15 protein-coding genes are annotated in these 20,707 nt (G+C 59.5%); 8 read left to right on the top strand and 7 right to left on the bottom strand.

The window, feature by feature from the left end; translation table 11 throughout:
* Positions 1-87: 87 nt before the first annotated feature.
* A complete protein-coding gene (locus BLW11_RS13020; RefSeq protein ID WP_048358349.1) occupies positions 88-804 on the top strand; it encodes an HPP family protein in 717 nt (238 codons plus the stop codon).
* 143 nt (positions 805-947) lie between these two features.
* The gene (locus BLW11_RS13015; protein WP_048358350.1) at positions 948-2,024 is read left to right on the top strand and encodes a GGDEF domain-containing protein; all 1,077 of its coding nucleotides are present in this window, start codon (positions 948-950) and stop codon (positions 2,022-2,024) included.
* A 1,140-nt stretch (positions 2,025-3,164) separates the two neighbouring features.
* Here BLW11_RS13015 and BLW11_RS13010 read toward each other — a convergent pair.
* From BLW11_RS13010 to tpx, 5 genes are all read right to left on the bottom strand, one after another.
* Positions 3,165-4,661, bottom strand: coding sequence for an efflux transporter outer membrane subunit (locus BLW11_RS13010; protein ID WP_074836779.1), 1,497 nt, complete (start codon positions 4,659-4,661; stop codon positions 3,165-3,167).
* Positions 4,658-7,765, bottom strand: a complete 3,108-nt coding sequence (locus BLW11_RS13005; RefSeq protein ID WP_048358351.1) for an efflux RND transporter permease subunit — start codon at positions 7,763-7,765, stop codon at positions 4,658-4,660. Before BLW11_RS13005 ends, BLW11_RS13010 begins: the two co-directional genes overlap by 4 nt.
* Complete coding sequence (locus BLW11_RS13000) at positions 7,762-10,863, bottom strand: MdtB/MuxB family multidrug efflux RND transporter permease subunit (RefSeq protein ID WP_048358352.1); 3,102 nt, start codon at positions 10,861-10,863, stop codon at positions 7,762-7,764. The genes BLW11_RS13005 and BLW11_RS13000 overlap by 4 nt, the downstream gene beginning before the upstream one ends.
* Positions 10,860-12,167 (bottom strand): MdtA/MuxA family multidrug efflux RND transporter periplasmic adaptor subunit, encoded by a 1,308-nt coding sequence (locus BLW11_RS12995; protein ID WP_048358353.1) that lies wholly within the window; start codon positions 12,165-12,167, stop codon positions 10,860-10,862. The genes BLW11_RS13000 and BLW11_RS12995 overlap by 4 nt, the downstream gene beginning before the upstream one ends.
* A gap of 275 nt (positions 12,168-12,442) precedes the next feature.
* Entirely contained in the window at positions 12,443-12,943 is a 501-nt protein-coding gene (gene tpx, locus BLW11_RS12990; protein WP_048358354.1) for a thiol peroxidase, read from the bottom strand.
* Positions 12,944-13,214: 271 nt separating this feature from the next.
* Between tpx and BLW11_RS12985 the strand changes: the two genes are divergently transcribed.
* The 3 genes from BLW11_RS12985 to BLW11_RS12980 are packed head-to-tail and all read left to right on the top strand — an operon-like array spanning position 13,215 to position 15,614.
* Positions 13,215-14,006 carry a hypothetical protein gene (locus BLW11_RS12985; protein WP_048358355.1) on the top strand — a complete coding sequence of 264 codons (792 nt, stop codon included), beginning with the start codon at positions 13,215-13,217 and terminating at the stop codon, positions 14,004-14,006.
* A gap of 9 nt (positions 14,007-14,015) precedes the next feature.
* The gene (locus tag BLW11_RS23990; RefSeq protein WP_157395865.1) at positions 14,016-14,156 is read left to right on the top strand and encodes a hypothetical protein; all 141 of its coding nucleotides are present in this window, start codon (positions 14,016-14,018) and stop codon (positions 14,154-14,156) included.
* Between the two features lie 51 nt (positions 14,157-14,207).
* Positions 14,208-15,614, top strand: a complete 1,407-nt coding sequence (locus BLW11_RS12980) for a DUF1254 domain-containing protein (protein WP_420912188.1) — start codon at positions 14,208-14,210, stop codon at positions 15,612-15,614.
* Between the two features lie 137 nt (positions 15,615-15,751).
* On the opposite strand, the gene BLW11_RS12975 is transcribed toward BLW11_RS12980, so the two are convergent.
* Positions 15,752-16,420: a DUF3313 domain-containing protein gene (locus BLW11_RS12975; protein WP_048358357.1), complete on the bottom strand. Its 669-nt coding sequence runs from the start codon at positions 16,418-16,420 to the stop codon at positions 15,752-15,754.
* 338 nt (positions 16,421-16,758) lie between these two features.
* On the opposite strand from BLW11_RS12975, the gene ccoN reads away from it, so the two are divergent.
* From ccoN to tal, 3 genes are all read left to right on the top strand, one after another.
* Positions 16,759-18,186: a cytochrome-c oxidase, cbb3-type subunit I gene (ccoN, locus tag BLW11_RS12970; RefSeq protein ID WP_048359487.1), complete on the top strand. Its 1,428-nt coding sequence runs from the start codon at positions 16,759-16,761 to the stop codon at positions 18,184-18,186.
* A 56-nt stretch (positions 18,187-18,242) separates the two neighbouring features.
* Positions 18,243-18,473 carry a hypothetical protein gene (locus tag BLW11_RS12965; RefSeq protein WP_048358358.1) on the top strand — a complete coding sequence of 77 codons (231 nt, stop codon included), beginning with the start codon at positions 18,243-18,245 and terminating at the stop codon, positions 18,471-18,473.
* 154 nt (positions 18,474-18,627) lie between these two features.
* The gene (gene tal / locus BLW11_RS12960) at positions 18,628-19,551 is read left to right on the top strand and encodes a transaldolase (protein ID WP_048358359.1); all 924 of its coding nucleotides are present in this window, start codon (positions 18,628-18,630) and stop codon (positions 19,549-19,551) included.
* 68 nt (positions 19,552-19,619) lie between these two features.
* Here tal and rfaD read toward each other — a convergent pair whose 3' ends face one another.
* The gene (gene rfaD, locus BLW11_RS12955; protein WP_048358360.1) at positions 19,620-20,609 is read right to left on the bottom strand and encodes an ADP-glyceromanno-heptose 6-epimerase; all 990 of its coding nucleotides are present in this window, start codon (positions 20,607-20,609) and stop codon (positions 19,620-19,622) included.
* Between the last annotated feature and the right edge of the window lie 98 nt (positions 20,610-20,707).

The raw sequence follows: 20,707 nt of genomic DNA, 5'->3' as shown, positions 1-20,707 counted from the left end.
AAATGAAGGGACATTTTCAAGGGCTTGTCGGGAAACCCGCAGGCCCTTTTTTTTCGGCTACGCCTACAACACCGGATTGTCCTTACCATGCAAACCCGCTGGATCAGCCGCCTGTTGCCTGCGGCTACGAACACCCGCCCTACCGAATGGAGCCGTGCCGCCATTGGTGTATCCCTTGGCACACTGTTCAGTGTCTGGGTGTGCAGCCTGATGTTTGGCCTGCCCGTGGCCATGCACTTGATCGGCCCGTTGGGGGCATCGGCCATTTTGTTGTTTGCCGTGTCTTCAGGGGCCCTGGCGCAACCCTGGTCGATTGTCGGCGGCTACCTGTGCGCAACGCTGGTCTCGCTGGGGGTGGTGCACTTTTTCGGCCGCACCCTCGACACAGCGTGCCTGGCCGTCGGCCTGGCCCTGGTGTGCATGTGCCTGTTGCGCTGCCTGCATCCGCCTGCCGGTGCGCTGGCGTTGCTGGTGGTGCTCGCCGATCCGGACAGCGCCAGTCTGGGCTGGGGCCTGCTGGCACCGGTGATGCTCAGCGCGGTGTGCATGCTGCTCGCGGCACTGGCCTATAACAATCTGACCCGGGTGCGTTACCCGAAAAAAGCAGCCGAACCGGACCCGGCATTCGCCAACCCTCCCGTCCCCGGTGATCCGGGCATTACCGCTGAAGACTTGCAAAAAGCCCTGGAGCAGATGGACGCGTTCATAGACGTGACCCCCGAAGACCTTGAAGCCTTGATTCGGTCCAGCGAACACTACGCGCGCCGGCGCAGTGTCGGCGAGGTGTTCACCCACAGTGGCTGAAACAGACATGTGCGCCAGGCTCGATCTGCATAGATAAGCCGCCAAGTCCTGCTAGGGTTATTGATGTGTAACCCGGGCCAGGAAGACGTTTAAAGGTCTTTGCGCGCCCGGGTCCCGTCATCCGACAGTGACCCAGGCTCGCAATGCTCAAGACCATTGAAAAAGAGATTTCGAAACAAGCCGCGCCACCTGCCTTGCAAGCCGAATTTGCCCAACATGATTTTGAAAAGCTGCGCAATTTTTGCCGCCTGACCTACATCACGAGCATTGCGATCTGGTTGCTGTTCAACCTTATTATCAGCACCAAGGGCGGCCAGGGTTTTACCGGCCTGTCCCTGCTGTTTATCAGCGTCATGGTGGGGCTGACCGTCATTCTTGGCTTTATTCACAACTACCGGCACTTCGACGTACTCAACCTGATTTTCGTCCTGGTCATCACGCTCGGCTTGCGTCTGATCATCTTTGGCCTGCCCGCAGAGACACAGCCAATCTGGCTGGCACTTGCCAGTTCCAGCATCCTTTACAGCGCATCGGTTTTACCCCTTAGCCGCTGGGCCTTTCTCAGCGTTGCGGCCATCAACTGTGTGATGCTCAACCCTTTCCTGATGACCCAGGCGTCGATCATGGATCTGCGCGGCCTCTTGATCCTGTGCTACTTCGCCTTTTTGTGCAGCCTGACGATCTACAGCTTTTTCAAACTACGCCGGGTCAAACTGCACAACTACACAATGTCCAAATTGCTGGTGGCCCAGGCTTATCTGGATGCCCTGACCGAGATTCCCAACCGACGCTCCTTCATGCTTCAGGCAGGCCATGAGTTACAGGTCCTGCCCCGGGAACACGACCACTATCTTGCGATGATCGATATCGATAACTTCAAGAAGGTAAACGACCAGTTTGGCCATGATATTGGCGATGAAGTGCTCAAGCGCACTGCCGCAAACATCGAGGCGGTGATGACTGGCTACGAATACGCGCGGTTGGGCGGCGAGGAATTTGCGGTGTATATGTCGGGGGTGCGGCGCTCGGACGTCGAGATCCTGATGGATACCCTGTGCCGCCGGGTGCGCGAAGATCCCGACGAACACCCGGTGACCATCAGCATCGGGCTGACCCGTGTGGAAGAGGATGACACCCTCAACCAGGCCCTGGCCAAGGCCGACAAGGCGCTGTACCGGTCCAAGAACAGTGGCAAGGACCGGTTCAGTTTTTATCAGTAGAGACCTGTGGGAGCGAGCCTGCTCGCGATTCTGGCACCGCGGTGCATCCGAACAATCGCGGTGATGCCATCGCGAGCGGGCTCGCTCCCACAAAGGCGCTGAAATCATCAGGGTGGGTGAGCACAGCAGGCCCCCAAGCAGCTCATAGAATCTGGATCTTTCCTCAATTCACCGTGGGAGCGAGCCTGCTCGCGATTCAGGCGCCGCAGTGGATCCGAACAATCGCGGTGATGCCATCGCGAGCGGGCTCGCTCCCACAAGGACGCTGCAACCATAAGGATGGGTGAGCACAGCAGGCCACCAAGAAACTCATAGAATCTGGCTCTTTCCTCAATTCACCGTGGGAGCGAGCCTGCTCGCGATTCTGGCTCAGCTGTGCATCCGAACAATCGCGGTGATGCCATCGCGAGCGGGCTCGCTCCCACAAGGACGCTGCAACCATCAGGATGGGTAAGCACAGCAGGCCCCCAAGCAGCTCATAGAATCTGGCTCTTTCCTCAATTCACCGTGGGAGCGAGCCTGCTCGCGATTCTGGCACCGCGGTGGATCCGAACAATCGCAGTGATGCCATCGCGAGCGGGCTCGCTCCCACAAAGGCGCTGAAATCATCAGGGTGGGTGAGCACAGCAGGCCCCCAAGCAGCTCATAGAATCTGGATCTTTCCTCAATTCACCGTGGGAGCGAGCCTGCTCGCGATTCTGGCACCGCGGTGCATCCGAGCAATCGCGGTGATGCCATCGCGAGCGGGCTCGCTCCCACAAAGGCGCTGAAATCATCAGAGTGGGTGAGCACAGCAGGCCCCCAAGCAGCTCATAGAATCTGGCTCTTTCCTCGATTCACCGTGGGAGCGAGCCTGCTCGCGATTCTGGCACCGCGGTGCATCCGAACAATCGCGGTGATGCCATCGCGAGCGGGCTCGCTCCCACAAAGGCGCTGAAATCATCAGGGTGGGTGAGCACAGCAGGCCCCCAAGCAGCTCATAGAATCTGGATCTTTCCTCAATTCACCGTGGGAGCGAGCCTGCTCGCGATTCTGGCGCCGCGGTGCATCCGAACAATCGCAGTGATGCCATCGCGAGCGGGCTCGCTCCCACAAAGGTGCTGCAACCATCAGGGTGGGTGAGCACCCGCGGGGCAGGATTTATTGTTCCCGGGCACTCAGGTCGGTGTTGCCATCCCAACCACCGCCCAGCGCCGCGATCAGTTGCACGCTGGCGATCAGACGGCTTTGCAGCAGGTTGAGCACGCTGCGCTCGGTGCTCAAGGCCGTGGTTTGCACCGACACCACATCCAGATAGGCAATCAAACCCGCCTTGTACTGGTTATTGGTCAAACGCAGCGACTCCCGGGCGGACTCCAGCGCCTGCTCTTGCACCACCGACTCATCGCCCAGCACCTTGAGCTGAACCATGTAGTTTTCCACTTCGCGCAAACCGTCGAGCACGGTCTGGCGGTACTTGGCCACGGTCTGGTCATAGACGGCCTCGTTGCGGTCCACTTCCGCCGAACGCTGGCCACCGTCGAACAACGGCAAGGCAATTTTCGGCCCCACCGACCAGAAGCGGTTAGGCACGCTGATCCAGTCTTCATACTTGCTACTGCTGTAGCCGCCCTGCAGGCTCAGGCTGAAGTCCGGATAGTAAGCGGCTTTGGCCACGCCGATATTGGCGTTGGCGGCGATGATCGAGCGCTCCGCAGACGCGATGTCCGGGCGGCGCTCCAGCAATTGTGACGGCAAGCTGGCAGGGATCTGCGGCAACTCGGGTACGTTTTTGGTTTCAGCCAGAGCAAACCCGGCCGGTGCTTGCCCGGTAAGTACCGCAATCGCGTTTTCAAACTGCGCACGCTGCCAGATCAGGTCGATCAGGCTGGCCTGGGTAGTACGCAACTGGGTCTGCGCCTGGGCCACCGCATCCTTGCCGGAAATCCCCGCCCGGTACTGGTTTTCACTCATCTTCAACGAACGCTGATAGGCCTCGACCGTGGCTTGCAGCAAACGCTTTTGCTCGTCTATCACCCGCAGTTGCAGGTAGTTCTGCACCAGCTCCGACTGTTGGCTCAAACGCATCGCCGCCAGATCGGCCAGGCTGGCCTCGGCACTGGCTTCGTTGGCTTCCAGACCGCGACGCAACTTGCCCCACACATCGGCTTCCCAGCTCACGCCGACTTGCGCGTTCAAGGTGTTGCGGATCCCGCTGCTGGAGCTGCTCAAACTGGAGCTGGAGCTGCCGGTGCCCTGGCTGGAGCGGGTTTTACCCACCGTCAGGTCGGCACTGGGCAGGAACGCCCCGCGCGCACTGCGCACCAGGGCTTGCGCCTGGCGAAACTGCGCCTCGGACTGAGCCACGCTCTGGTTGGCACTGTTGAGTCGCTCCACCAGCCCGTTGAGCTGCGGGTCGCCATACAGCTCCCACCACGCGCCACGCTCCAGCGCATCGCTCGGGTTGGCCTGGGTCCAGCCTGCGGCTTCTTTAAATTGGGCGGGCGACGCGGCCTCGGGACGCTGGTAGTCCGGGCCAATCGCGCATGCGCTGAGCAACAGGCCTGATAACACCAGGCCCAGCAAGCGCGAGCCGCGGGCAAGCGCCCAGCGTTGGGACGACAGGGCCGGGGCAAGATCAAGCAAACGAGAGGTCATAGCGGAGTTTCCAGAGCAGCATCAGTACGCACGCCGCGCCATTTGTTGAAGCGACGGCGCATACGGTCGAGATAGAGGTAAACCACCGGGGTGGTGTAAAGGGTCAGGATTTGGCTCAGGAGCAGCCCGCCGATAATGGTCAGGCCCAGGGGCTGGCGCATTTCCGCGCCTTCGGCGGTACTGAGCATCAACGGCAAGGCGCCGAGCATGGCCGCCAGGGTGGTCATCAGGATCGGCCGCAAACGCTGCAGGCACGCGCTGCGGATCGACTCTTGCGGGCCAAGGCCCGCGTGCCGTTCCAGTTGCAGCGCGAGGTCGATCATCAGAATCGCGTTTTTCTTCACCACACCAATCAACAGAAACAGGCCCAGCAGCGAAATCAGGCTGAACTCGCCCCCTGTCAGGTAGATGCTGAGCAACGCACCCACCCCGGCCGAGGGCAAGGTGGACAGAATGGTCAGCGGGTGGATGTAGCTCTCATAGAGAATCCCCAGCACCAGATACACCGCCACCAACGCCCCCAGAATCATGAAGGGCTGACTCTTTTGGGTGGCGGCAAAGGCATCTCCGGTGCCGGCCATTTTCACAATCACCTCTTCGGGCAAGCCGAGTTTGGCGATGGCGTGCTCAATGGCCGTGGTGCCCTGCTCCACCGTTACGCCGGGGGCCATGTCAAACGAGATGGTCTCCGATGCAAACTGGCCTTCGTGCTCCACCCGGTCGTTCTGCAAGCTGTTCTCGTAGTGGGCGATGGCCGACAACGGAATACGCTGGCCATCGGCCGTGATGACTTGCACCTGGTTCAGGGTTTCGGGGTCCTGGGCGTATTTGGGGTTGACCTCCATCACCACTTGATACTGGTTCAGGCTGTCGTAGATGGTGGAAATCTGCCGCTGGCTGTACGCGTTGTTCAGCACCGCAGTGACCATGTCCATGTCCACGCCCAGGCGCTTGGCCTGATCGCGGTCAACCACCAGCGTCACTTGCTGCGCGCCACGGCCTTCGCGGGCGTCGATGGCTGTCAGCTCGGGCAGTGCTTTAAGTGCGGCCACCACTTTCGGGTACCAGGCACGCAGTTCGCCAAGGTCGCCACTTTGCAGGATGTAAGAGTATTGCGAACTGGTTTGCTCGCGTCCGCCGCCAAACTGCAAGTCCTGGTCGGCCATCAGCATCAGGCGGCCACCGGGCACTTTGGGCATGTTTTCGCGCAGGCGCTCAATGACCTTTTGCGAAGACACCTTGCGCTCCGATACCGGCTTGAGGCGCACGATCATGAAGGCGTTGTTGGTGCCACCGTTGCCGCCGATAAAGCCGGCAACACTCTCGACCGCAGGATCGGCCAGCACGGCCTTGCGGAAGATTTCCATCTTGGGCTGCATCACGCTGAACGACAGGCCGTCATCACCGCGCACAAAACCGATCAGTTGCCCGGTGTCCTGTTGCGGCATAAAGGTTTTGGGCACCACCACGTACAGCGCCACATTGACGCCAATGGTCACCAGCAGGCTGAACAGCGTCAGGCGCTGGTGGCGCAATACCCAGTCCAGGCTGCGGGCATAACCGCTGACCATGCGTTCGTTAAGGCGCATGCTCCAGCGTTGCATGGCGTTTTCAGTGCCCGGCACATGGGGTTTGAGCCAGCGCGCACAGAGCATCGGGGTCAGGGTCAGCGACACCACCAGCGACACCACAATCGAGGCGGCCAGGGTGATGGAAAACTCGCGGAACAGGCTTTCGACGATCCCGCCCATAAACAGGATCGAGAGGAACACCGCCACCAGCGAGACGTTCATCGACAGCAGGGTGAAGCCGACTTCTTTGGCGCCCAGCAGCGCCGCTTTCATCGGGGCGATACCGTCATCGATATGCCGCGAGATGTTCTCCAGCACCACGATGGCATCGTCCACCACCAGCCCGGTGGCCAGAATCAGGGCCATCAGCGACAGGTTGTTCAGCGAAAACCCGTACAGGTACATGATGGCGAAAGTGCCAACCAGGGACACCGGAACTGCCAGGGTCGGGATCAACGAAGCACGCCAGTTCCCCAGGAACAGGAACACCACCAGAATCACCAGCGCCACGGCAATCAGCAAGGTCATCTCGGCTTCGTGCAGCGTGGCCTTGATCACCGGCGAACGGTCCATCGCCAGGTTCAGTTGCACGCTGGCCGGCAGCACTGCCTGCAAGACCGGCAACTGGGCCTTGATTGCGTTCACGGTTTCAATGATGTTGGCCCCGGCCTGGCGGTTGACCACCAGCAGCACGGCCGCATCGTTATTGAAGAAACCACTGTTGTAGCGGTCTTCAACGCTGTCCTTGACCTTGGCCACGTGGCTCAGGCGCAGTGCCGCGCCATCCTGGTAACGGATGATCAGCGGTTCGTAATCCTTGGCTTTTTCCAGCTGGTCGTTGGCCTGGATCTGCCAGTTGCGATCACCGTCGGACACCGCGCCCTTGGGGCGGCGCACGTTGGCATTGGCGATGGTGTTGCGCACGTCATCCAGCGACACGCCGTACTGGTTGAGCAGTTGCGGCTCCAACTCGATACGCACCGCCGGCAGCGAACTGCCGCCGATTTGCACCTCACCCACCCCGGGCACCTGGGACAGGCTTTGGGACAGAATGGTCGAGGCCAGGTCGTAAAGTTCGCCCTTGGACAAGACATCGGAGGTCAGCGACAGCACCATGATCGGTGCCTGTGACGGGTTGACCTTTTTGTAGGTCGGCATGCTTTTCATGCCGCTGGGCAGCAGGTTGCGCGAAGCGTTGATCGCTGCCTGCACTTCCCGAGCCGCGCCGTTGATGTCACGGTCCTGATCGAACTGCAAAATCACCCGTGTCGAACCCTGGCTCGAACGGCTGCTCATGGTGTTGACCCCGGCAATCGCACCGAAAGATCGCTCCAGCGGCGTGGCGACGGTGGACGCCATGACCTCGGGGCTGGCCCCCGGCAAACTGGCCGAAACCACGATCACCGGAAAGTCCATTTGCGGCAAAGGCGACACCGGCAGCAAACCAAAGCTCACCCCGCCCAGCAACATGATTGCCAGGCTCAGGAGCATGGTCGCTACCGGGCGCTTGATGAAAGGGCCGGACAGGTTCATACCGGGGCCTGCTCAGCGCTGGCTGCGTCACCCCGCCAGCGGCGGCCCAGTCGATCGAAGTACAGATAGATCACCGGCGTGGTGAACAGGGTCAAGACCTGGCTCACCAGCAAACCGCCGACCATCACCAGACCCAACGGCTGGCGCAGTTCAGCGCCGGAACCGGTGGCCAGCATCAGCGGCACGGCACCAAACAGCGCCGCCAGGGTGGTCATCAGGATCGGACGGAAGCGCAGCAGCGCCGCCTGATAAATCGCCTGCTCGGGCGCCATGCCCTGGTTGCGTTCAGCATCAAGGGCGAAGTCGATCATCATGATCGCGTTCTTTTTCACGATACCGATCAGCAGGATGATGCCGATAATCGCGATCATCCCCAGGTCATTGCCACTGAGGATCAGCGCCAGCAAGGCACCGACCGCCGCCGAGGGCAGAGTCGAGAGAATCGTGATCGGGTGAATGTAGCTCTCGTAGAGCACACCAAGCACGATGTACATGGTCACCACGGCCGCCAGGATCAACAGCAAGGTGCTCGACAGCGAAGCCTGGAACGCCTGGGCCGCGCCCTGGAACTCGGTCTTGACTCCCACCGGCATGCCGATGTCCTTTTGCACCTGATCAATCAGTTCCACTGCTTGCCCCAGGGCAACGCCGGGGGCCAGGTTGAACGACACCATCACCGAGGGGAACTGGCCGATATGGGAGATCGCCAGTTGCGCCTGACGCTCTTCGACCTTGGCCAGGCTCGACAAGCGCACCTGACCGCCATCGGTGGTTTTGACGTGTATCTGGTCGAGCGCCTGCGGGCCGATTTTTTCGCCATCCTTGGCCTGCAGCACCACGCGGTACTGGCTGGCCTGGGTGTAGATGGTCGAGATCTGCCGCTGGCCGAACGCGTCATACAGCGCGTCGGTGATATTGGCGACCGACACCCCAAGGCGCGAGGCCGCATCGCGGTCAATCACCAGATAAACCTGCAAGCCCTTGTCTTGCAGATCACTGGCCACATCGGCCAGCTCAGGCTGGCTGGACAACGCCGTCACCAGTTTCTGGCTCCAGGTGCTGAGCAGATCGGCATCCGGCGATGACAGGCTGAACTGATACTGGGTACGGCTCACGCGGTCTTCGATGGTCAGGTCCTGCACCGGCTGCATGAACAGGCGAATGCCCACCAGCTTGTCGAGTTGCGGTTGCAGGCGCGCAATCACCTCAGAGGCACTGTCACTGCGCTCGCTGTGGGGCTTGAGGTTGATCAGCATGCGCCCGCTGTTCAGCGTCGGGTTATCACCGTCCACCCCGATATAGGACGACAGGCTTTCAACGTCCGGGTCTTTCAGGATGATCTGGCCCAGCTCCTGCTGACGCTGGCTCATGGCACTGAACGAAATAGACTGCGGCGCCTCGGAAATGCCCTGGATCACGCCGGTGTCCTGCACCGGAAAGAAGCCCTTGGGCACCGCCATGTACAGCACCACGGTCAGCGCCAACGTACCGACGGCCACCAGCAGGGTCAGCGGCTGGTGCTTGAGCACCCACTGCAACATACGGCCGTATTCGGCGATCATCCAGTCAATGACCGCGCCGCTGGCCCGGTAAAAACGCCCCTGTTCTTCTTCCTTGGGCTCGGCTTTGAGCAAGCGGGCACACATCATCGGCGTCAGGGTCAGCGAGACCACCAGCGAGATCAGGATCGCCACCGCCAGGGTGATCGCAAACTCGCGGAACAGGCGCCCCACCACGTCGGCCATAAACAGCAGCGGGATCAGTACCGCAATCAGCGACAGGGTCAGCGAGATCAGGGTAAAGCCGATTTGCTTGGCCCCCTTGAGCGCCGCCTGCATCGGGCTGTCACCCTCCTCGATATAGCGCGAGATGTTTTCCAGCATGACGATGGCGTCATCCACCACAAAGCCGGTGGCGATGGTCAGGGCCATCAGCGTCAGGTTGTTGATCGAGAACCCGGCCAGGTACATCACACCAAAGGTGCCCACCAATGACAGTGGCACCGCAATGGACGGAATCAGCGTGGCGCTGGCCCTGCGCAGAAACAGGAAGGTCACCATCACCACCAGTGCGATGGCGATCAACAGCTCATGCTGCACATCGCGCACCGAGGCGCGGATGGTTTGCGTGCGGTCAGTCAGAACCGTGACGTCGATACCGGCCGGCAGGTTGTCGGTGATGCTCGGCAGCAGCGCCTTGATCCGGTCCACCACCTCAATCACGTTGGCGCCGGGCTGGCGCTGAATGTTAAGCAGCACGGCCTGGTTTTCATTGGCCCAGGCGGCGAGGCGTTCGTTCTCGGCGCCGTCCACAATCTCGGCCACGTCTTTAAGTCGCAGCGGCGCGCCGTTGTTGTACGCCAGGATCAGTTCGGCGTATTCCTCGGGGGTTTTGAGCTGGTCGTTGGCGTCGAGCATCGACACCCGGGTCGGGCCGTCAAAGTTGCCCTTGGGCTGGTTGACGTTGGATGCGCCGATCAGTGTGCGCACATCCGCCAGGTTCAGGCCATTGGCGGCCAGCGCCTCGGGATTGACCTTGATCCGCACCGCTTGGCGTTGACCGCCGGCAATGCTGACCATGCCCACGCCGCTGATCTGGGCAATTTTTTGCGCCATGCGGGTGTCGACCAGATCATTTAGCTTGGGCAACAGCATGGTCTTGGACGTAATCGCCAGCGTCAGCACCGGGGTATCGGCCGGGTTGACCTTGTTGTACACCGGCGGTGCCGGCAAATCCTTGGGCAGCAAGTTGCTGGCGGCGTTGATCGCGGCCTGCACCTGTTGCTCGGCGACATCCATGTTGATGTCCAGGTTAAAGCGCAGGGTGAGTACCGATGCGCCACCGGAACTGGTGGAGGCCATTTGCGTCAGGCCCGGCATTTGCCCGAACTGGCGCTCAAGCGGCGCCGTGACCGCACTGGTCATCACATCCGGGCTGGCGCCGGGGTACAGCGTCATCACGCGGATTGTCGGGTAGTCGACCTGGGGCAAAGCCGAAACGGGCAGCAAGCGATAGGCGATGATCCCGGACAACACGATGGCCAGCATGCACAGCGTGGTTGCGACCGGGCGCAGGATAAACAGCCGCGACAGATTCATTCGTTCGCCTTGGCCTTGGCCTTCTCGGGGGCGGAGGCAGGAGCCGCATCATCGTCGACGCCTTGCAGTTGCTCAGCAGCGGTTGCAGGCACCTGGGCGCTGTCGTTGACCACTTCCACCGCGCCACCGTCACGCAGACGGTCAGTGCCTTCGAGCACCACACGATCGCCCGGCGCCAGGCCGTCTTCGATCACCGTGATGTCACCGTCGGTGGCACCCACTTTGACGCTGCGGATCTTGACCTTTTTGTCGCCGTCCATTGCATACACGAACGAGCCATTGGTGCCGTACTGGATCGCGGCTGTCGGCGCCAGCACGACGTCTTTGAGGGTGTCAGCCAGCAAGTGCACATTGACGAACTGGTTGGGGAACAGTGCCTGATCACGGTTCTCGAACAGCGCCTTGAACTTCAGGGTGCCGGTGGTGATGTCGATCTGGTTGTCGATGCTGCTCAACACACCCACTGCCAGCTCTTTGGTGTCGCCACGGTTCCAGGCTTGCACCGGCAATTTGGCGCCGCTGCGATAACGCTCAAGTACCAGGGCCAGGTTGTTCTCGGGCAGGGTGAAGCTGACCACGATCGGCTCGGTTTGGGTAATGACCACCAGGGCCGTGGTGTCATTGGCCGCCACCAGGTTGCCGACGTCCAGTTGACGCAAGCCCACACGGCCACTGATAGGCGCGCGGATCTTGGTGAAATCAAGGTTCAGCCTGGCGTCGTTGACCGCTGCCTGGTTGGTTTTGACCGTACCCTGATACTGGCTGACCAATGCTTCGGCGGTGTCCAGGGTTTGCTTGGCGATACTGTCTTCGGCATACAGCCCGCGATAGCGTTGCACATCGACCTGGGCGTTTTTCAACTGGGCCTGGTTTTGCATCAAGGTGCCTTCGGCTTGCAGCAGCGCGTTTTGATAGCTGCGCGGGTCGATCTCAGCCAGCAGCTCGCCCGCCTTGACCATCTGCCCTTCCTTGAAATAGACCTTGACCAGCTCCCCTGCCACCCGGCTGCGCACATTGATGGTGTTGAGTGCGGTCACAGTGCCCAGGGCCTTGAAGTACACCGCAAAATCACCCAGCGTCACTTCTGAGACCCGCACCGGCACCGCTTGCGTCGAGCCACCAAAGCCGGGACGCATCATCCCCGAGCGGCCGGTGTGCCCGGCGGGCTGCTCGGCCCCTGCCTTTTTCGAGGCCGACGGCCATAGCCACCAGCACAGGCCGAGAACAATCAGCAAGACCAGCAGACCAATTGGCCAGAGACGGGATTTGTGGGAAACAGAGGATTGCATGGAGTGATCAACCATTAGGCGCGAGCGATTATTAACAGGAGGGGGAACGATAAGCAGTGTGGACGGTTATGAAAAGGTTCTTTACCGGCTATTTACGTTATAGAGGTGTAACCGGCCAAATTCTGTGGGAGCCAGCCTGCTGGCGATCGCATCACCGCGGTCACTCAGCTACACCCTGGGGCCTGCATCGCTGGCAAGCCAGTTCACACAGGTGTTGTGTGATTTTTTTGGAGTGCAAAAAAAACGGCCTGGCATTAAATGCCAGGCCGCTTTGGGCAGTACGGTGCAACTTACTTCAAAACAGCCAGCGCTGCTTCGTAGTTCGGCTCTTCAGCGATTTCTTTAACCAGCTCGCTGTGCAGCACATTGTCGTTCTCGTCCAGTACCACGACCGCGCGGGCAGTCAGGCCAGCCAACGGGCCATCTGCGATTGCCACGCCGTAGTTTTCGATGAACTCACGGCCGCGCAGGGTCGACAGGTTTTGTACGTTTTCCAGGCCTTCTGCGCCGCAGAAGCGTGCCTGGGCAAACGGCAGGTCAGCCGAAATGCACAGTACAACGGTGTTGGCCAGTTCGTTGGCCTGGGCGTTGAACGTGCGAACCGAGGTGGCGCACGTCGGGGTATCAACGCTTGGGAAGATGTTCAGTACTTTGCGCTTGCCGGCAAAGCTGGACAGGGTTACGTCGGACAAATTACCCGCAACCAGCGAAAACGCCGGTGCCTTGGAGCCTACTGCTGGCAGTTCGCCGTTGACTTGAACAGGATTGCCTTTAAGCGTCACTTGAGCCATGAACGATGTCCTTCTTAACAGTTTTTGAAGAGGCCGAAGTTAAACATGAATCACTCGCACGACCTACGGTCCGAACACAAAATCACATACCTCCCATGACAAAAAGACTATTCCTACGCATCTTCCACGTTTAGAGAGATTAACGATTACCCAAACCCTGTACTTTTTCTGTGCAGTTCTGCGCAAATACGCCGTAAATACTACCCCCCCAACTGGCTAAGCCTTGAGGTGCTGCTAGCGTTCATGCCTACAACCAAGGACTTGGATAGCCATGAACACCAGTCAAATTGCCCCGGGGTTATTGCTCACGCTCGCCCTTTTCCCCTTCGCCGGCGCGCAGGCAGATAACGCAGAAACAGCCAACAAAAGTAACAACCCCCTCAGTTTGGCACCCGGCCTGAACCTTCAGGACTATTACACGCCACAGGTTTACGACAGCAACATCCACACCAACGACGCCCTGCTGCGCGGCGCATTGCCCATGGCGCCGAACGACTTTGTCGGGGTGCCGCAACTGCTGCGCGTAACCCTGCCGATCAGCACCCGCCCTGATCCGCACAGTGGCTACAGCACCGGGATTGGCGACCTCAATGTGTTCGATATTTTCCTGCTCAAGACCGAAGGCGTTCAGCTGGGCATCGGCCCGCAAATCACCGCGCCGACCGCCGAACATGACGAGCTGGGCACCGGCAAATGGCAAGCCGGGCTGGCGGCAATCGCCATCGACTCCTCACCCCGGGGCTTGCTCGGCGCACTGGTGCAATACCAACGCTCATTCGCCGGTGACAGCGATCGCCAGCATGTCGAAAGCGCCACCTTCCAGCCGTTCATCATCCACAACCTGCCCAAGGGCTGGTACCTGCGCTCCACCGGCACCTGGACCTACGACCTGAAAAACAACACCCACTACATCCCCGTCGGTTTGGGTGTCGGCAAAGCCTGGAAGGCCGGAACCAATATCCTCAACGCGTTTGTTGAACCCCAATGGACCGTGGAGCGCAAGGGCGACAACCTGCCGCAATTCACGTTGTTTGCCGGTATCAATGTCACCTTCGGAAAATAAGGAAACCCCATGAATCCGTTACTCCGAGCCGCAGGCCTTGGCGTGCTGGCGCTTGCCACCAGCTGTGGTCTCAGCGCCAACGCCCCCACCAAGAGCCTTCAAACCCGAATCGGCCCGATACCGATGGTTCGACAAAAGCTGGAAGCTTGACGACATCACCCTCACACCATGACTCGCCAACCGAGAGCAAAGGACACTGCCATGTACCTCAAACGCCCTGCTTTTCTGCTCGCGACCTGCCTCTGTTTATGGGCGGGCAACGTGCCTGCCATGAACTTCAGTGCCACGCCTGACGAGGCTCGGAGCATCGCCAGGGAAGCTTATCTGTACGGCTTCCCGGTAGTGGAAATGTACAAGACCCTCTACACCCAGGCGGTGGACAAGGACGGCAAAAACTTCAAGGCACCGTTCAATCAGATCGGCAATACCGCCATGGTATTCACGCCCAAGGACACGGCCTTCGTGACGCCCAACTCGGACACGCCCTATTCGTTTCTGTGGATGGATCTGCGTGCAGAACCGCTGGTGCTGACCCTGCCGCCGATTGAAGACGAACGTTATTACTCCACCCAGCTGATTGATCTGTACACGCAAAACTTTGCGTACCTGGGCACCCGCACCACCGGCAACAAAGGCGGCAATTTCATGATTGTCGGCCCCGGCTGGAAAGGCGAAAAACCGGCCAATATCGACGCAGTGATCCCCAGTGAAAGTGCCATTGCCTACGGCCTGTACCGCACACAGCTGTTTGATGAAAAGGACCTGCCCAAGGTCAAGCACATCCAGAGCGGTTATGGCGTACAGCCTTTGAGCCAGTTCCTGCACCAGCCTGCGCCGGCTGCCGTACCCGCCATTGATTGGCCGGCGCCGGTAGCAGACATGAGCGACAGCCCTGAACTGTTCAAGTACCTGAGTTTCATGCTGGCATTTGCCGAAACACAACCCGGCGAAAGCGCACTGCGCGAGCGCTTCAAAAAGATCGGTATTGAGCCGGGCCAACCCTACGCACTGGACCAGTTGAGCAGTGAGCAGCGCAAAGCACTGCAAGACGGGATTGCGGCCGGCAAAGCCGAATTCGGGCAATTCAAGAAGGAGCAGGTCGACACCCACAAGATCAGCAGCGGCGATCTGTTCGGCTCACGCGAACACCTGAACAACAACTACCTGTACCGCTATGCGGGCGCGAATATGGGGATCTTCGGCAACTCGGCAGAAGAGGCCGACTACATCGGTTACTTCGTCGACAACCAGGGGCACCCGGTAGACGGCTCCAAACACCGCTACACCTTGCACTTCGCCAAGGACGCCCTGCCCCCGGCCAATGCTTTCTGGTCGCTGACCCTGTATGACGGCAAAAGCAAACTGCTCGTGGACAACCCGCTTGATCGTTACCTGATCAACTCGCGCATGCTGCCCGAGCTCAAGCGCGATGCGGATGGCGGCCTGACGCTGTATGTACAACATCAGCCACCGGCCAACGAGCTGCAAAGCAACTGGTTGCCGGCACCGGATGGTCCGTTTTATGGGGTTCTGCGTATTTACATGCCAAAGCCAGAAGTGGCCAAGGGGCAGTGGAAAATGCCGTTGCTGACACCGGTTGGCGGGTAATCAGGCAGCAACTGTTTTGAGCAACTTTGTAGCCGCTGCCGAAGGCTGCGATAAGGTCCGCAGGACCTTCAACATACCGGGGCTGCTTCGCAGCCCATCGCAGCCTCGTATCTCGTCAGCGGTTACACAAGAGACGCTTACTTTTTCAGTTTCAGATACGACTGGTGCATGTCCGAGGCCCAGCTATCAATGACCTTTTTCACGTCATCGGCCTTCATCACCTGACTGTCGTTAGCCAGCGGCTTGCCGGTGCCTTTGCGCACTACCTGCGCCACAACGTCCTGGCTTTGCCCGTCGATAAATACAGCTTCGGTCGCCAGTTGGGTTTCCTGATCACGAATCCCCGACGCCGTGCTCACCGCCGCAGCCACCAGGGCAACCGGAATATATTCATACGGTGCCAGGCTCTCGGTCTCGCTGCTGACTGCCGTGATGGCTGCCCGCACCACAATCACGCCCGGCCCCGGGGCACTGGCCAACGGCAATGATTTCACCATCTCGCGCTTGAGGGCCTGATCGTAGTAGTTGGTGATCCCGTTCAGGGTGCTTTGCGGGATTTTCTCCGTCGGCTTCGGTGCCGGGTAAAGCTGAGTCGGCTCGATATACACGCTGGTGTACTTGTTCAGATTGAGTTTAGGGTCAACCCAACGCATGACCTCAACACCGGAAGGGGATTTGCCCTCTTTCAGCCGGCTGTAATCTTTCAAAAATCCGGAGTATTCATCCGGTTGCTGGACCTTGCTCGCACAACCGACCACCCCGATAGAGGCGATGCACAACGTACCAATCATTAAGCCAAGCTTCATGCTGTAACTCCTGTAGGGGGTGCAACCGCAGGTACACGGAATTATAGGTATAGCCAAGCCGTAGGAAATCACCGCAGATCCCGGTTTTATTCGGTGTTTATTGTGATCGAGCACCCACTACAGAACGCAGGAAACTGAACAGCTCAGTTTTAAATAAATTTTTACATGGTTCGAAAAACCATATCAGATCAATCAACAAAGCTTTGAAACAGCGATTAAATCTGCTCCGCATAATTTCTGTTTTTCTGAATCTGTTTTGTTTCTCTCAAGCTTCCTAGAGTTCACCCTGCGCCAGACCACGAGGCCTGGCAGGACTTTGAACCGTGGAAGACTTGAGCATGAGCACAGCACTAAACGGGCAGGCCTATAACTATAAGGTCGTCCGCCAATTCGCCATCATGACCGTGGTATGGGGGGTTATCGGCATGGCCATGGGGGTGTGGATCGCCTCGCAACTGGCCTGGCCGCAAATGAACCTCGACCTGCCCTGGACCACCTTCGGCCGCCTGCGGCCGTTGCACACCAGCCTGGTGATTTTCGGCTTTGCCGGCAGCGCGCAATTTGCCGCCAGCTACTACGCCGTGCAACGCACCTGCCAGGTCCGGCTGTACTCGGACAAGCTGGCAGCCTTTACCTTTTGGGGCTGGCAGTCGGTGATTGTGATCATGCTGGTCACCCTGCCCCTGGGCTACACCACCACCAAGGAATACGCCGAAATCGAGTTCACCGGTGCCGTCTGGCTGACTGTGGTCTGGGTGGCCTATGCCATCGTGTTTTTCTCCACCGTGGTACGGCGCAAAACCAAACACATTTACGTCGGCAACTGGTTCTTCGGTGCCTTTATTCTGGTGATCGCCATGCTCCACGTGGTCAACCATCTGGCAATCCCCGTGGACTGGTTCAAGTCATATCCGGTGTACTCCGGCGCCACCGACGCCATGGTGCAGTGGTGGTACGGGCATAACGCCGTAGGTTTCTTCCTGACCACCGGCTTTCTCGGAATGATGTACTACTTCGTGCCGAAACAAGTCGGCAAACCGATTTACTCCTATCGCTTGTCCATCGTGCACTTCTGGGCCCTGATCACGCTGTACATCTGGGCAGGCCCGCACCACTTGCACTACACCGCCTTGCCGGACTGGGCGCAATCGCTGGGCATGGCGATGTCGATCATCCTGCTGGCACCCAGCTGGGGCGGCATGATCAACGGCATGATGACCCTCTCGGGCGCCTGGCATAAATTGCGCACCGACCCGATCCTGCGTTTTCTGGTGCTGTCGCTGGCGTTCTACGGCATGTCGACCTTTGAAGGCCCGATGATGGCGATCAAGACCGTCAACGCCCTCTCCCACTACACCGACTGGACCATCGGCCACGTCCACGCCGGCGCCCTGGGCTGGGTGGCGATGATTACCTTCGGCGCGCTGTACCACATGATCCCGAAAATCTTCGGCCGTGAGCAAATGCACAGCATCGCGCTGATCAACCTGCACTTCTGGCTGGCCACCATCGGCACCGTGCTCTACATCGCCTCGATGTGGGTCAACGGCATCACCCAGGGCCTGATGTGGCGTGCCATCAACGACGACGGCACCCTGACCTACTCGTTTGTCGAGTCGTTGCAGGCCAGCCACCCAGGCTTCGTCGTGCGTCTGGTGGGCGGGATTTTCTTCCTCAGCGGCATGCTGCTGATGGCCTGGAACGTGTGGCGCACGGTCCGTGTCGCCAACCTCAAGCAAGCCGAGCTGACAGCACAGATTGCCTGACCCCCACGCAACGCAGGCCGCAAGGCTTGCGTTGCACTGCGCAAGGAGCCTTGAACATGCTGGAACTCGCCCTCAACACCGCCGCCGTGATCGGCATCTACTGCGCAATCAGCTGGTGTTTGCAGCATAAAACCGAGCAGGACATCGACGATGCCAGCCTGATCCCGTTCGCCGACGACCCGGAGGTGGCGCGTCGGGTAGAACTCGCCACCGGCAAAACCGTCAATGCCGTGCAGATCAGCGAACCAGAGCTACGCAAACCGGGATGGGGCAAGCTGGAACTCTGAAGCCGGGTAATGGCACTGCGGCAGATTAAATCTGTACCATTAGTTGCACTGTGAATGCATTCAGCGGCATTCTGCCACTCACCGTTCAGCGAACTATTGATCGACGACGCAATCAATCTGTACTGCCATTAATACCTTTTCGACAGAGACGCTCATGACTTCCAAGCTGGAACAACTCAAGCAGTTCACCACCGTGGTCGCAGACACCGGCGACCTCGACGCAATTACCCGTCTCAAACCTGTGGATGCAACCACCAACCCTTCGCTGCTGCTCAAGGCCGCAGCGATGCCCGGTTATGCCGACTTGCTACAAAACGCCATTAGCCACGCCAAAGGCGATGTGGGCCTGGCCTGCGATCATTTCGCGGTGTCTGTGGGTAGCGGTATCTTGAAGGTGATCCCGGGACGTATTTCGACTGAAGTCGACGCCCGTTTGTCGTTCGACGAACCGGCCTTGCTGCAAAAAGCCAACCAGCTGATCGAGCTTTACGACAAGGCCGGCGTAGGCCGTGACCGAGTGCTGATCAAGCTCGCCTCCACCTGGGAAGGCATCCGCGCCGCCGAGAAACTGGAAAAAGCCGGTATCCAGACCAACCTGACCCTGTTGTTCTCGTTTGCCCAGGCAGCTGCCTGTGCCGATGCCGGGGTGTTTTTGATCTCGCCGTTCGTGGGCCGGATCTACGACTGGTACAAGAAGTCCACCGGCATCGACTACACCGGTTCCGATGATCCGGGCGTGCAGTCCGTGACCCGCATCTACAACTACTACAAAGCCAATGCCTACAACACCGTGGTGATGGGCGCCAGCTTCCGCAACCTCAACCAGATCGAGCAACTGGCCGGCTGCGACCGCCTGACCATCAGCCCCGATCTGCTGGAAAAACTGGCCCTGGACGACGGCAAACTGGAGCGCAAACTGGCTCCGGGCAACGCTGGCGAACCACGCCTGGTGCTGGACGAGTCGCAATTCCGCTGGGCGTCCAACGAGGATGCAATGGCCACCGAGAAACTGGCTGAAGGCATTCGCCAGTTCGCCCGTGACCAGGAAAAACTGGAAGCACTGCTGTCGGGTAAATAACCTTTCAACTGTGGGAGCGAACCTGCTCGCGAACGACCTTCGCGAGCAAGCTCCCCCCCACAGGGGACTCAAGTTGCAAGAAGCCCTGCACAATACCGTTGCACCCCCTCCTCCAGCCCCATCATCGGCTCGCGATAACCCGCCTCGCGCAATTGCCCAAGGTCCGCGCAGGTATAGACCTGATATTTGTGCTTGAGCCCCTGCGGGAATTCGCAGTAGCGCAATACGCCGTCCAGAATGGCGGTTTCCACGGTCAAAGGCGGTCGATCCTCAGCACAGCGCAAGCTGTTGATCGTTGCCAGCGCCAGATCATTGAATGAACGGGCGCACCCGGTGCCTAGGTTGAAAATACCGCTGGTTTGTGGATGATCCAGCCAGTGCAGGTTGACCTTGACCACATCCTCAACCGACACAAAATCACGCTCATGCCCGCCCGCCGGATAACCGCCGTACTCGCCAAACAACTCGACATGGCCACGATCGCGGTACTGGTTGAAACAGTGCCAGACCATCGAAGCCATGGACCCCTTATGCTGCTCACGGGGGCCGTAAACATTGAAGTAACGCAAGCCGACGATCTGGCTGCGCGATTTGGGCAGTAACCGGCGCACGCGCTGGTCGAACAGGCACTTGGAATAGGCATACACATTCAAGGGCCGCTCATGCTCACGGGCTTCGCTAAAATCCCTGCCGGCCCCGTAAACCGCCGCCGAAGAGGCATACAGCAGAGGCACCGACTGTTCCTGGCAGGCCTGCAACAGATCGCAGCTGTAACGGTAGTTGTTGTCCATCATCAACCGGCCGTCACTTTCGACCGTGCTGGAGCAGGCCCCTTGATGCAGCACGGCCCGCACTTCACCCAACTGATGAGTGGCAAAGCGTTGCACGAACTCGCGCTTGTCGAAGTAATCGGCGATATCGCAGTCCGCCAGGTTGCGGCACTTGTCGCCATCGGTCAGGTCGTCCACGGCGATGATGTCGCGCTCGCCACGCCGGTTAAGCGCCTTTACCAGATTACTGCCGATAAACCCGGCAGCCCCGGTCACGATGATGCTCATCTATGGCAACCTCCTCGAACATGGAATGAACCCAGACTAAGCCTGTGCGGGTCGGGCATCCTTGATGCAGGTCAGCGTCGTTGCGCGGCGCCAGGGGA

Origin of the sequence: Pseudomonas deceptionensis (assembly GCF_900106095.1) — a bacterium.
Lineage (GTDB): Bacteria > Pseudomonadota > Gammaproteobacteria > Pseudomonadales > Pseudomonadaceae > Aquipseudomonas > Aquipseudomonas deceptionensis.
This window is presented reverse-complemented; position numbering and strand designations above follow the sequence as displayed.